At 74.8% G+C, this 12638-nt stretch carries 16 protein-coding genes; 14 read left to right on the forward strand and 2 right to left on the reverse strand.

Annotated elements, in window-relative coordinates; all coding sequences use genetic code 11:
- Positions 1-70 precede the first annotated feature (70 nt).
- The 12 genes from hisD (at position 71) to hisF (ending at position 8494) form a co-directional block, all read left to right on the forward strand.
- Positions 71-1396 carry a histidinol dehydrogenase gene (hisD, locus tag GA0070622_RS11545; protein ID WP_091573297.1) on the forward strand — a complete coding sequence of 442 codons (1326 nt, stop codon included), beginning with the start codon at positions 71-73 and terminating at the stop codon, positions 1394-1396.
- Positions 1393-2466, forward strand: coding sequence for a histidinol-phosphate transaminase (locus tag GA0070622_RS11550; protein WP_091573298.1), 1074 nt, complete (start codon positions 1393-1395; stop codon positions 2464-2466). The genes hisD and GA0070622_RS11550 overlap by 4 nt, the downstream gene beginning before the upstream one ends.
- Entirely contained in the window at positions 2463-3074 is a 612-nt protein-coding gene (hisB, locus tag GA0070622_RS11555) for an imidazoleglycerol-phosphate dehydratase HisB (RefSeq protein WP_091573299.1), read from the forward strand. The genes GA0070622_RS11550 and hisB overlap by 4 nt, the downstream gene beginning before the upstream one ends.
- Positions 3074-3241, forward strand: coding sequence for a hypothetical protein (locus GA0070622_RS32505; protein WP_172967956.1), 168 nt, complete (start codon positions 3074-3076; stop codon positions 3239-3241). Before hisB ends, GA0070622_RS32505 begins: the two co-directional genes overlap by 1 nt.
- Positions 3241-3864 (forward strand): imidazole glycerol phosphate synthase subunit HisH, encoded by a 624-nt coding sequence (gene hisH, locus GA0070622_RS11560; RefSeq protein WP_091573300.1) that lies wholly within the window; start codon positions 3241-3243, stop codon positions 3862-3864. The genes GA0070622_RS32505 and hisH overlap by 1 nt, the downstream gene beginning before the upstream one ends.
- On the forward strand, positions 3857-4177 hold the full coding sequence (locus GA0070622_RS11565; protein ID WP_091573301.1) for a hypothetical protein: 321 nt from the start codon (positions 3857-3859) through the stop codon (positions 4175-4177). Before hisH ends, GA0070622_RS11565 begins: the two co-directional genes overlap by 8 nt.
- 19 nt (positions 4178-4196) lie before the next feature.
- Positions 4197-4925 (forward strand): bifunctional 1-(5-phosphoribosyl)-5-((5-phosphoribosylamino)methylideneamino)imidazole-4-carboxamide isomerase/phosphoribosylanthranilate isomerase PriA, encoded by a 729-nt coding sequence (priA, locus tag GA0070622_RS11570; RefSeq protein ID WP_091573302.1) that lies wholly within the window; start codon positions 4197-4199, stop codon positions 4923-4925.
- Positions 4922-5347, forward strand: a complete 426-nt coding sequence (locus GA0070622_RS11575; RefSeq protein WP_091573303.1) for a RidA family protein — start codon at positions 4922-4924, stop codon at positions 5345-5347. The genes priA and GA0070622_RS11575 overlap by 4 nt, the downstream gene beginning before the upstream one ends.
- Before the next feature lie 433 nt (positions 5348-5780).
- A complete protein-coding gene (locus GA0070622_RS11580; RefSeq protein WP_091573304.1) occupies positions 5781-6227 on the forward strand; it encodes a MarR family winged helix-turn-helix transcriptional regulator in 447 nt (148 codons plus the stop codon).
- 1 nt (position 6228) lies between these two features.
- Complete coding sequence (locus tag GA0070622_RS11585; RefSeq protein ID WP_091573305.1) at positions 6229-6654, forward strand: organic hydroperoxide resistance protein; 426 nt, start codon at positions 6229-6231, stop codon at positions 6652-6654.
- Positions 6651-7649, forward strand: a complete 999-nt coding sequence (locus tag GA0070622_RS11590; RefSeq protein WP_091573306.1) for an NADP-dependent oxidoreductase — start codon at positions 6651-6653, stop codon at positions 7647-7649. Before GA0070622_RS11585 ends, GA0070622_RS11590 begins: the two co-directional genes overlap by 4 nt.
- Before the next feature lie 77 nt (positions 7650-7726).
- Positions 7727-8494 carry an imidazole glycerol phosphate synthase subunit HisF gene (gene hisF, locus GA0070622_RS11595; protein ID WP_091573307.1) on the forward strand — a complete coding sequence of 256 codons (768 nt, stop codon included), beginning with the start codon at positions 7727-7729 and terminating at the stop codon, positions 8492-8494.
- Positions 8495-8502: 8 nt separating this feature from the next.
- Here hisF and GA0070622_RS11600 read toward each other — a convergent pair whose 3' ends face one another.
- Together GA0070622_RS11600 and yczE are read right to left on the reverse strand one after the other, a co-directional pair.
- The gene (locus tag GA0070622_RS11600; protein ID WP_091573308.1) at positions 8503-8964 is read right to left on the reverse strand and encodes a hypothetical protein; all 462 of its coding nucleotides are present in this window, start codon (positions 8962-8964) and stop codon (positions 8503-8505) included.
- 116 nt (positions 8965-9080) lie between these two features.
- On the reverse strand, positions 9081-9713 hold the full coding sequence (yczE, locus tag GA0070622_RS11605; RefSeq protein ID WP_091573309.1) for a membrane protein YczE: 633 nt from the start codon (positions 9711-9713) through the stop codon (positions 9081-9083).
- 59 nt (positions 9714-9772) lie between these two features.
- Between yczE and yczR the strand changes: the two genes are divergently transcribed.
- Together yczR and GA0070622_RS11615 are read left to right on the forward strand one after the other, a co-directional pair.
- Positions 9773-11224 carry a MocR-like transcription factor YczR gene (yczR, locus tag GA0070622_RS11610; RefSeq protein WP_091573310.1) on the forward strand — a complete coding sequence of 484 codons (1452 nt, stop codon included), beginning with the start codon at positions 9773-9775 and terminating at the stop codon, positions 11222-11224.
- 71 nt (positions 11225-11295) lie between these two features.
- Positions 11296-12603 (forward strand): low temperature requirement protein A, encoded by a 1308-nt coding sequence (locus GA0070622_RS11615; RefSeq protein WP_176710448.1) that lies wholly within the window; start codon positions 11296-11298, stop codon positions 12601-12603.
- Positions 12604-12638 lie beyond the last annotated feature (35 nt).

The following is a 12638-nucleotide window of genomic DNA, read 5'->3' on the forward strand; positions in this document are numbered from 1 at the left end:
TCCCGGCTCACCGTCCCGGCGTGCGGGCGGCCCCGACCGGTCCGCGCGGTGGCGGCCTAGACTCGCAGACGTGCTGAATCGGATCGACCTGCGCGGCGGAGTACGCGACCCGCGCCGCCTGCTGCCCCGTGCCCAGCTCGACGTCTCCGTGGCGGTCGAGCGGATCCGCCCGCTCGTCGAGGCGGTCCGCGAGCATGGATACCCGGCGATCCGGGAGGCCAGCGAGCGGTTCGACGGCGTCTCGCCGGAGCGTCTGCGGGTGCCGGTGGAGGTGATCCGCGCCGCCGAGGACGAGCTGGACCCGCAGGTCCGGGCCGCGCTGCTGGAGTCGATCACCCGGGCCCGCAAGGTCCACGACGACCAGCGTCGCACCGACCACACCACTCAGGTCGTGCCGGGCGGCACGGTGACCGAGCGGTGGGTGCCGGTCGACCGGGTCGGCCTCTACGTCCCCGGCGGCCTGGCCATGTACCCGTCGACCGTGGTGATGAACGTCGTCCCGGCCCAGGCGGCCGGGGTCCGCTCGCTGGTGGTGGCCAGCCCGCCGCAGAAGGACAACGACGGCCTGCCCGACCGGCGCGTCCTCGCCGCCTGCGCGCTGCTCGGCGTCGACGAGGTCTACGCCGTCGGCGGCGCCCAGGCGGTGGCGATGCTGGCGTACGGCGCCACCGTCGACCCGGCCGGCGCGGAGCGCTGCGAGCCGGTCGACATGATCACCGGGCCGGGCAACATCTGGGTCACCGCGGCCAAGCGGCTGCTGCGCGGCGTGGTCGGCATCGACGCCGAGGCCGGCCCGACCGAGATCGCCATCCTGGCCGACCACACCGCCGACCCGGCGCACGTGGCCGCCGACCTGATCAGCCAGGCCGAGCACGACCCCCTCGCGGCCAGCGTGCTGGTCACCCCGTCCACCGAGCTGGCCGACGCGGTCGACGCCGAGCTGGCCCGGCAGGCGCCGGCCGCCAAGCACGCCGAGCGGATCGGCACCGCGCTGCGCGGCGAGCAGAGCGGCGTGGTCCTCGTCGACGACCTGGAGGCGGGGCTGCGGGTGGTCGACGCGTACGCGGCCGAGCACCTCGAGATCCAGACCGAGAACGCCCGCGAGTGGGCGCTGCGGGTACGCAACGCCGGCGCGGTCTTCGTCGGCGCGTGGTCGCCGGTCTCGCTGGGCGACTACTGCGCCGGCTCCAACCACGTGCTGCCCACCGGCGGGTGCGCGCGGCACTCGTCCGGCCTGTCGGTGCAGTCCTTCCTGCGCGGCATCCACCTGGTCGAATACACGCAGGACGCGCTGCGCGACGTGGCCCCGCACGTGGTCACGCTGGCCACGGTGGAGGACCTGCCGGCGCACGGCCAGGCGGTCAGCGTCCGGTTCCCCGAGGGCGGCACCTCGTGACCACGCTCGACGACCTTCCGATCCGGGACGACCTGCGCGGGCGGACGCCGTACGGCGCGCCGCAGCTCGACGTGCCGGTGCGGCTGAACACCAACGAGAACTCCTACCCGGTGCCCGAGCCGGTGGTCGAGGCGATCGGCAAGGCCGTCGCCGCCGAGCTGCGCGACCTCAACCGCTACCCGGACCGGGACGCCGTGGCGCTGCGCGCCGACCTGGCCGCCTACCTGGGGCACGGGCTCACCGCCGACCACGTCTGGGCGGCCAACGGCTCCAACGAGATCCAGCAGCAGCTGTTGCAGGCGTTCGGCGGACCCGGGCGCACGGCGCTCGGGTTCACCCCGGCCTACTCGATGCACCCGCTGCTGGCCCTCGGCACCGGCACCCGGTGGGTCCCGGGGGCCCGGGGCGCCGACTTCGGTCTCACCGCCGCCGACGCGGTGGCCCAGGTGCGCCGGCACCGGCCCGACGTGGTCTTCCTCTGCTCGCCGAACAACCCGACCGGCACCGCGCTCGACCCGTCGGTGGTCGCCGCCGTGCTGGACGAGGCGCCCGGCATGGTGGTCGTGGACGAGGCGTACGCCGAGTTCGCCCGCCCCGGCACGGTCAGCGCGCTCGCGGTGCTGCCCGGCCACCCGCGGCTGGTGGTCACCCGCACCATGAGCAAGGCGTTCGGCTTCGCCGGTGGCCGGCTCGGCTACCTGGCGGCCGACCCGGCGGTGGTGGAGGCGGTGCAGCTGGTCCGGTTGCCCTACCACCTCTCCGCGCTCACCCAGGCCGCCGCGCGGGCGGCGCTGGCCCACCGGGACGCGCTGCTCGGCACCGTCGCCGCGATCAAGGAGCAGCGCGACCGGATCGTCGCCGCGCTGCGCGCCCGGGGCCACCGCGTCGCCGACAGCGACGCCAACTTCGTGCTCTTCGCCGTCGACGGCGACCAGGGCGCCGCCTGGCGTACCCTGCTCGACGCCGGCGTGCTGGTCCGCGACGTCGGCCTGCCCGGCTGGCTGCGGGTCACCGCCGGGACGCCGGCCGAGACCGACGCCTTCCTCACCGCAACGGAGAAGCTGTCATGAGCCGCACCGCCCGGATCGAGCGGGTCACCAACGAGACCAAGGTACTGATCGAGATCGACCTCGACGGCACCGGCGAGGCCGACATCTCCACCGGCGTCGGCTTCTACGACCACATGCTGAATCAGATCGCCCGGCACGGCGGCTTCGACCTGACCGTGCACACCGTGGGCGACCTGGAGATCGACGCGCACCACACGATGGAGGACACCGCGCTCGCGCTGGGCGCGGCGTTCGACCGGGCGCTGGGCGACAAGGCGGGCATCCGCCGGTACGGCTCGGCCACCGTGCCGATGGACGAGGTGCTGGTCCGGGCCGCGGTCGACCTGTCCGGCCGGCCGTACGTGGTGCACGACGAGCCGGCGCTCGCCCCGTACATCGGGCCGGTCTACCCGACCAGCATGACCCGGCACATCTGGGAGTCGTTCGGTCAGGCGGCCCGGATCACGCTGCACGTGGACGTGCTGCGGGCGGCCCGTCCCGGTGGCCACCCGGACGCGCACCACGTGGTCGAGGCCCAGTTCAAGGCGGTCTCCCGCGCGCTGCGCGAGGCCACCGCGCTCGACCCGCGCAACGCGGGCGTGGTGCCGAGCACGAAGGGCGCGCTCTGATGCGGGTGTGGCCGACGCTGCTGCTGATCCTGGCCGGGGTGCTGGTCGGCGGGACCTGGTCGCTCTACAAGCAGGGCGCCAACCGGGCCGCCGTCGTGGTCACCGGCCTGCTGGCCGCGCTGGCCACCGCCGGCGGGCTGCTCTGGCTGCTGCCGGGGGAGGGCTGATGGCGCGGGTGGTGGTGCTCGACTACGGCTCGGGCAACCTGCGCTCGGCCGAGCGCGCGCTGGAGCGGGCCGGCGCCGACGTGACGGTCACCGCCGACCTGGCCGCCGCCGCGTCCGCCGACGGCCTGGTGGTGCCGGGCGTGGGCGCGTTCGCCGCGTGCATGGCCGGGATCGAGGAGCTGGGCGCCGGTCCGGTCATCGCCGACCGGGTCGCCGCCGGCCGGCCGGTGCTCGGCATCTGCGTCGGCATGCAGGTGCTCTTCGGGCACGGCGAGGAACACGGCGTGGTCACCAAAGGGCTCGGGCTGCTGCCGGGCGGCGTGACCCGGCTGCCCGCGCCCCGGCTGCCGCACATGGGCTGGAACACGGTGGCGGCCCCGGACGGCTCGGTGCTCTTCGCCGGGCTCCCGGCCGACGCCCGGTTCTACTTCGTCCACTCCTACGGCGTCACCGACCCGGCCGCGTTGGCCGCCGCCGGTGCCACCGTGACCACCGCCCACCACGGTGCGGACTTCGTCGCGGCGGTGGAGCGGGGCCCGCTGTCGGCCGCCCAGTTCCACCCGGAGAAGTCCGCCGACACGGGGGCCGCGTTGCTGCGCAACTGGCTCGGCACGCTTGAGTAAGGAGCGGGCCCGGCGCCGGGCGGCCCGCGAGGCCGAGCAGGAGCGCGAGCGCGCCGCCCGCGCCCGCCGCACGGCCCGTCGCCAGTGGCGGCAGGCCCTCGTACGCCGACTGACGCCGCGCCTGCGCCGGGGGCGTACCGGTCGGCTGCGCCGGCACACCCGTCGCGAGCGGGCGGCGATCGTGCTGTTCACCGCCGTCGCGGTGGTCGGCATCTGGAGTTTCGTCGACGACCTCGCCCTGCGTCTGGCGTTGGTCGTGTTGTTGCTGCTGGTCCTGCCGGCGATCGTGGTGATCGCGCTGGACCGTCGTTGAGGATACGAGGAGAGAAGCGTTGAGCCTTGACCTGTTGCCCGCCGTGGACGTCGCCGACGGCCAGGCCGTCCGGCTCGTGCAGGGCGCCGCCGGCAGCGAGACCGCGTACGGCGATCCGCTGGAGGCGGCCCTCGCCTGGCAGTCCGACGGCGCCGAGTGGATCCACCTGGTGGACCTGGACGCGGCGTTCGGCCGTGGCTCGAACGCCGCGCTGCTCGCCGAGGTGGTCGGCAAGCTCGACGTCAAGGTGGAGCTCTCCGGCGGCATCCGTGACGACGAGTCGTTGCGGGCGGCGCTGGGCACCGGGGCGACCCGGGTCAACATCGGCACCGCCGCGTTGGAGGACCCGCAATGGTGCGACCGGATCTGCGGCGAGTACGGCGACCGGGTGGCGATCGGGTTGGACGTGCGCGGCCGTACCCTGTCGGCGCGTGGCTGGACCCGCGACGGCGGCGACCTCTACGAGGTGCTGGCCCGGCTGGACGCCGCCGGCGCGGCGCGGTACGTGGTCACGGACATCACCAAGGACGGCACCATGCGGGGGCCGAACCTGGACCTGCTGCGCGAGGTGTGCGCCCGCACCGACGCGCCGGTGATCGCCTCCGGTGGCGTGTCCACGCTGGACGACCTGCGGGCGCTGGCCACGTTGGAGCCGGTCGGGGTCGAGGGTGTGATCGCCGGCAAGGCGCTCTACGCCGGCGCGTTCACCGTCGCCGAGGCGCTCGCCACGCTGCGGGCCGGCGCGTGACGGCAGGCCCGGGCGAGCTGCCGGTCGACGACACGGCGGTGACCCGGCTCGGCTCGGGCGGCCCCTGGGAGGCGCTCTACGGCTACTCGCGGGTGGTCCGGGCCGGGTCCCTGGCGATCACGGCCGGCTGCACCTCGACGGTGGACGGCCGGGTGGCGCACGTGGGGGACGCGGCGGCGCAGACCGCGCAGGCGATCCGGATCGGCCTGGACGCCCTGGCCGAGGTGGGCGCCACCCCGGCCGACGTGGTGCGGACCCGGATGTACGTGACCGACCGGCTCTACGTCGACGAGGTCGGCCGGGCGCACAACGCGGTGTTCGGTCCGGTGCGTCCGGTGGCGACCATGGTGGTGGTGGCCGGGCTGATCGATCCGGAGCACCTGGTCGAGGTCGAGCTGGAGGCGTATCTCCCCGTCGGCTGAGCCGGCCCCCTCCCGGTTCCGCGGCCGGACGGGGGAGGGTCGCCTTTCCGGTGCCTTTCGAGCTGATATCGGAAACGACTCACCCACGCGGCCATGTCCGGCGGCGGGGCCCGACCCGCGGCGGCGGCGAGGGCTTAACCGCGGCGGCGGCGAGGGCTTAACCGCGGCGGCGGCGAGGGCTTAACCGCGGCGGCGAGGGCTGACCCGCGGCGGCGAGGGCTGCGGCGGCAGGCCGGGAAGAGCCGGGCCGCTCCGGATGTCCGGAGCTGCCGGCGGCGGGGCGCGGCCCGTCCGGATGCCCGGCGCGGTGCCTGAGTCGTTTCAGGTATCAGCTCGAAAGGCGGTGCCCGGCGATGGCCCGCCCCCGCCCGCGAACGGCACCGCCGACGCAATCAAGTTGTGCGCAACTTGATTGCGCGCTACTGTTCAACGCGTGACCGATGATCTGGTGCTGCGCCGGCAGGTGTGCTTCGCCCTCTACGCGGCGTCGCGCGCCCTGACCGACGTCTACCGGCCCATCCTCGACGCGCACGGACTGACCTACCCGCAGTACCTCGTGCTGCTGGTGCTCTGGGAGCGCGACGACGACGCCCCCACGGTCTCCGAGCTCGGCGCGTGGCTCCGGCTCGACTCCGGCACGCTCTCCCCGCTGCTCAAGCGGTTGGAGGCGGCCGGCCTGGTGGTGCGTACCCGCTCGGCGGCCGACGAGCGCCGGGTCGAGGTGGGCCTCACCGACCGGGGCCGGGCCCTGCGGGAGCGGATGGCGGAGGTGCCGATGCGGGTGGCGATGGCCACCGGACTCAGCGAGGCCGAGCTGATCGGCCTGCGCGACACCCTCACCCGGGTCACCGAGACGATCCACTCACAGAAGGAGCAGTGACATGCAGGTGCTCTACACCGCGTCCGCCCGGGCCACCGGCGACGGCCGCGACGGCCACGTCCGCACCTCCGACGGCACCGTCGAGTTGGACCTCGCCGTGCCGAAGGAGATGGGCGGCGCCGGCGGCGCGGCCAACCCGGAGCAGCTCTTCGCGGCCGGCTACGCCGCCTGCTTCCACTCCGCGCTGCGCATCGTCGCGCGCCAGGCCAAGGCGGACGTCACCGGCTCCGTGGTCGAGGCCGAGGTGGGCATCGGCCCGAACGGCAGCGGCGGCTACGGCCTGACCGTCACGCTGGTGGTGGACCTGCCCGCCGTCGAGCGCTCGGCCGCCGAGCGGCTGGTCGACGCGGCGCACCAGGTCTGCCCCTACTCCAACGCGACCCGCGGCAACATCGAGGTCGCCCTGACCGTCCGGGAGGCACTGTGACCGTGAACCGGGAGATCCACCTGGCGTCCCGCCCGCAGGGGTGGCCGACCGCCGACAACTTCCGGCTGGTCACCACCGAGGTGCCGACGCCGGGTCCGGGCCAGGTCGTGGTCCGCAACCAGTTCATGTCGGTCGACCCGTACATGCGCGGCCGGATGAACGACGTCAAGTCGTACGTGCCACCGTTCGCGCTGGACGCCCCGCTCGACGGCGGCGCGATCGGTGAGGTGGTGGCCGGCGAGGCCGAGGGCGTCAAGCCCGGCGACGTCGTCCTGCACGGCTTCGGCTGGCGCGAGTACGCGCTCGTCGACGCCCGCGCCGTGCGCAGGGTCGACCCCGGCCTCGCCCCGGTCAGCGCCTACCTGAGCGTGCTCGGCATGACCGGGCTGACCGCGTACGCCGGGCTGCTCGACGTGGCCGCGATGAAGCCGGGCGAGACCGTCTTCGTCTCCGGCGCGGCCGGCGCGGTGGGCAGCATGGTCGGCCAGATCGCGAAGCTGCGCGGCGCCGGCCGGGTGATCGGCAGCGCCGGCTCCCGGGCGAAGGTCGAGCGGCTCACCGCGCTCGGCTTCGACGCCGCCTTCGACTACCACGACGGACCGGTGTACGAGCAGCTCAAGGCCGCCGCCCCGGACGGCGTCGACGTCTACTTCGACAACGTCGGCGCCGACCACCTGGAGGCCGCGATCGGGGCCATGAACCTGCACGGCCGGGCCGCCATCTGCGGCATGATCGCCCAGTACAACGCGACCGAGCCGCCGGCCGCCCCGCGCAACCTGGCGCTGGTGATCGGCAAGCGGCTGACGCTGCGCGGCTTCCTGGTCGGCGACCACGGGCACCTGCGCGAGCAGTTCGTCCAGGAGATGGCCGGCTGGCTGCGCGACGGCCGGCTGTCCTACGACGAGACCGTGGTCGACGGCATCGAGCAGGCGCCCGAGGCGTTCCTCGGCCTGCTGCGCGGCGAGAACCTCGGCAAGATGCTCGTCCGGCTCTGACCGGCGGGCGACCCGGCGGCGGTGGCCGGCCTCACAGGCCGGTCGCCGCCGCCCGCGCGTTGGCTAGGCTTCGGGGCATGACGGTGGCGGTACGGGTCATCCCGTGTCTGGACGTGGATGCCGGTCGGGTGGTCAAGGGGGTCAACTTCCTCGACCTGCGCGACGCCGGCGACCCGGTGGAACTGGCGGCGGCGTACGACCGGGCCGGCGCGGACGAGCTGACGTTCCTCGACGTGACCGCCTCGTCCAGCGACCGGGGCACCATGCTCGACGTGGTGCGGCGCACCGCCGAGTCGGTGTTCATCCCGCTCACCGTCGGCGGCGGCGTCCGGCAGGTCGCCGACGTCGACACGCTTCTGCGGGCCGGGGCGGACAAGGTCGGGGTGAACACCGCGGCGATCGCCCGGCCGGAGCTGATCGCCGAGATCGCCGACCGGTTCGGCCGGCAGGTACTGGTGCTCTCGCTGGACGTCCGACGCGCGCCGGCGGGCACGACGCCGAGCGGCTTCGAGGTGACCACGCACGGTGGTCGTCGGGGCGCCGGCCTGGACGCCGTCGAGTGGGCCGCGCGCGGCGCCGAGCTGGGCGCGGGCGAGATCCTGCTCAACTCGATGGACGCCGACGGCACCAAGACGGGCTTCGACCTGCCATTGATCGAGGCGGTCCGCGCGGTGGTCGAGGTGCCGGTGATCGCCAGCGGTGGCGCGGGCGCGGTGGCGCACTTCCCCCCGGCGGTCGGCGCGGGCGCCGACGCGGTGCTCGCGGCCAGCGTCTTCCACTTCGGCGAGCTGACCGTCGGCGAGGTCAAGGACGCGCTGCGCGGCGCCGGGCACCCGGTGCGCTGACCGCGCGGTCAGGGCCGGCCGGAGTGCCCCTCGGGGGAGCGGCGCGGCATCGGGATCGACCGGACGACATATTCCTGGACGGCGGCGGCGTGGTCGTCCTCGTCCAGGTGCCACTCGGACTCGCCCGGCGGGTGCCGGCGGCTCAGCACGCCCTGCACGGTGTCGACGGTGGTGCCCAACCCGGCGCTGGGCCGGGTGCGCCAGAGCCGCTCACCGTCCGGGGTGACCCGGAACCAGCCGTCGGCGACGCTGACCAGCCCCGCGCCGACGAGCCGGCGGACCGCCCCCTCGACCTCGTGCCGCTCGGGAATGGCCTGGTTGAGGTGGTCGGCGGTGGAGAGGACGTCGGCGAGGCGCACCCCCTCGGGGCGGCGTGTCGCGGCGGCCCGGCGGTGCCGGCCGGCGCCGCTCGCGATGACCAACGCGACGAAGATCCAGGCGTCGCTCCAACGCCATCCGTTCTCCCCCATGCACGAATGATGCCCGGCGACGGCGGCGGAGAAAACACCTGGTTTCGGTGCCGTACGTCGTCGCAGCTCAGGGCCGTCCGGCTCGTCCCATCCCGTGGCGGTCGGCCCGGCGGCGGTCACGTAGCGTAAGCGTCCGCCGGTCGGGTGGGGATGGCGAAGATCGGGATGAACATCTGCGCGAGCGGTCCGATGGCCAGCGCGTAGGCCACGGTGCCGAGCCCGACCGTCCCGCCGAGCAGCCACCCCAGGGCCAGCACGGTGACCTCGATGACGGTCCGGACCAGCCGCACCGACCAGCGCGGGTGGCGGGCGACGAACCCGGTCATCAGACCGTCGCGGGGGCCGGGGCCGAGCCCGGCGCCCAGGTAGAGGCCGGTGGCGGCGCCGTTGGCGACGATGCCGACGACCAGCAGCGCGGCCCGCACCGGCAGGCCCTCGCCCGGCGGCAGGACGGCCAGGGTGGCGTCGACGACCAGCCCGATCACCACGACGTTGCTCACCGTGCCCAGGCCGGGGCGTTGCCGCAGCGGGATCCAGAGCAGCAGCACGAGCGCGCCGACGGCGATGGTGACGGTGCCGAAGGAGAGGCCGGTCTGCCGGGCGAGCCCCTGGTGGAACACGTCCCAGGGGTCCAGGCCGAGCCCGGAGCGGATCATCAGCGCCATGCTCACGCCGTAGAGGGCCAGACCGGCGTAGAGCTGGGTGAGCCGTCGCACCGGCCGGTGCCGGAGATTGCCAAGCTGAGCCATGCATGCCACCCTAGGGGCCAATTGCGGAGTGCAAGGGGGCCAATTCCGGAGGTGTGGCCATGACGACCCAGGTACGCGGTGTCCAATTGGCGCGTCTGCTCGGTCAGTGGCACGCTTTGCCCGGCCGCCGGCGCAGCCCCGACTACGCCGCGCTCGCCGGCGCCGTGCGGGGGCTGCTCGCCGACGGCCGGCTGCCGCTGGGGGTACGCCTGCCGGCCGAGCGCGAGCTGGCGGAGGCGCTGCGGATCAGCCGGACCACCGTCACCGCCGCCTACCGGGAGCTGCGGGAGACCGGCCACCTGGCCAGCCGCCGAGGCGCCGGGAGCTGGACCATGCTGCCGGGCACCCACCGGGTCGCCAGCACCGGCCTGTGGACCCCGCTCGACGACCGGGACATGATCGACCTCGGGGTGGCCGCGCTCTCCGCGCCGGCCCAGCTCGTCCCGGCCGCCCGGGCGGCCGCCGAGGACCTGCCCCGCTACCTCGGCGGCGCCGGCTACCACCCCACCGGCATCATCGAGCTGCGTGAGGCGGTCGCCCGCGGCTACACCGAGCGCGGGCTGCCCACCAGCCCGGAGCAGATCATGGTCACCAGCGGCACCCAGCACGCGCTGGACCTGGTGCTGCGGCTGGCCCTGTCACCCGGAGGCGGGGTGCTGGTCGAGTCGCCCACCTACCCCAACGCGCTCGCCGCGCTCGCCGCCCGCCGGGCCCGGATCACCACCCACGGGCTCTCCGACGACGGCTGGGACGCCGACCTGCTGCTCGGCAGCATCCGGCAGACCCGGCCGAAGCTCGCGTACCTGATCCCGGAGTTCCACAACCCGACCGGTCACCTGATGGCCGCCGACCTGCGCGAGCGGCTGGTGGGCGCGGCGCACGCGGCCGGCACCGACCTGGTGGTGGACGAGTCCTTCGTCGACCTGCCGCTGGACGGCACCCCGCTGCCGCCCCCGGTGGCGGTCTTCGACCGGCACTCCCGGGTGATCAGCATCGGCGGGATGAGCAAGCCCTACTGGGGCGGCCTGCGGATCGGCTGGGTGCGCGCCTCCGCGCCCCAGGTGCAGCGCCTGGCCGCGGCCCGGGTCGGGGTGGACATGGCCAGCCCGGTGCTCGACCAGCTCGTCGCCGTGCACCTGCTCGACCAGGCGCCGGCCATCGTGACCGCCCGCCGGGCGCAGCTCGCCGCCCAGCGGGACGCCCTGGTCGCGGCGCTCGCCGAGCGGCTCCCGGACTGGCGGGTCACCGTGCCGTGCGGCGGCGTCACGCTCTGGGCCGAGCTGGACGGCCCGATCTCCAGCGCGCTGGCCCGGGCCGCCGAGGAGGTCGGCGTACGGCTGGCGCCCGGTCCCCGGTTCGGCCTGGACGGGACGCTGGAGCGATTCCTCCGGCTGCCCTTCACGCTGCCGGCCGCCGAGCTGGTGGAGGCGGTCGGGCGGCTCGCCGCGGTCCGCTACGACCTGGACCGGGCCGGCCGGCCGCAGTGGCGGGAGCCGAGCGTCATCGCCTGACCGGGCGCCCGTTCCGGTGGTCGGGACCGGAACCGGTCGCCGGGGCGGACGCGCGCCGACAGACTGCCCGGGTGGCACACCGAAGCGTCGCGCGCTGGTCGTGGGGGCTGCGCGCGGCGGCACCCGGGTCCCGCACCACCCGGTTGGAGCTCTTCTACGACCTGGTCTTCGTCTTCGCGTTCCTCAGCGTCACCACGCTCACCGCCAGCGAACTCACCCCGGTGAACCTCTACCGCTTCGTGCTCGTGCTGGCGCTGCTCTGGTGGTCGTGGACCGGGTTCGTGCGGATGGGCAACGCCTGCCGCGCCGACCAGGGCTCGCTGCCGCTCGTCGGATTCGTCACCGTGGCGGCGACGTTCCTCCTGGTGCTCAGCGCGCCCAGCGCGTTCAACGACCGCCCGGGCGGCCTGCCCGGCCCGCTGGTCTTCGCCGGCTGCTACTTCGTCATCCGGATGGCCCAGCTCACCGTGTTCGGCCGGGTGGACCGCACGGACCCGGTGCGGCGATGGCGGTTCCTGCTGCGCCTGACGGTCCCGACGGTGGCCACCGTGCTGCTGGTGCTCGCCGGGGCCGTCCGCACCCACCTGCCCGACGGCCGGCTCACGGTGGTGCTGCAACTGACGCTCTGGACGCTGGCGGTGCTGATCGAGTACGTGGTGGGGACCACGGTGGCCTGGCGCTGGTGGGTGGTGACGTCGGCGGGGCACTGGGCGGAACGGCACGCCCTGATGGTGCTGGTCGCGCTCGGCGAGTCGATCATCGCGCTCGGGCTGGGCCCGAAGACCGGGCTCCCGCTGACCGGCCCGGTGGCGGTGGCCGCGCTGATCGGCATCCTCATCGTGGCGACGCTCTGGTGGGCGTACTTCGACACGTTGGCGTTCGCGCTGGAGCAGGCCCTGCACCACGCCCGCGACCGGGCCGCCCGGCTGCGGCTGGCCCGCTCGGTCTACACCTTCCTGCACCTGCCGATGGTCACCGGGACGATCCTCTACGCGCTCGGACTCAAGGACCTGTTGGCCGAGGTCGCCGACGACCGCACCCCGACCTGGGGGTGGGCGTTGGGCGGCTTCTGGGGCGGGGTCCTCTTCGGTGGCGTGGCCCTCTACCTGCTCAGCATCGCCGCCTGCTGGTGGTTGGCGGAGCGGGAGGTGCACCGACCCCTGCTGGTCACCGTGGCGGTACTGGCCGCGGTGTCCCCGCTCGCGTTCCGGGTGCCGGAGGTGGGCGCGCTGGCCCTCCTGGCGGTGGTCACCGCCGGCGGCGTCGGCTGGGAGACGCGCAGTGAGGACGGCAAGCGGCACCGGGTGCGCCAGCTCGCGCTGGAGGAGCAGCTCGCGTCGGAGGCCGAGCAGAGCCGGTGGCGGCGCGAGCACCTGTGACCGGCGTACGAGACGGGGCCGACCGGCCGTGCCCC

The sequence above is a fragment of the Micromonospora sediminicola genome, assembly GCF_900089585.1.
Lineage (GTDB): Bacteria > Actinomycetota > Actinomycetes > Mycobacteriales > Micromonosporaceae > Micromonospora > Micromonospora sediminicola.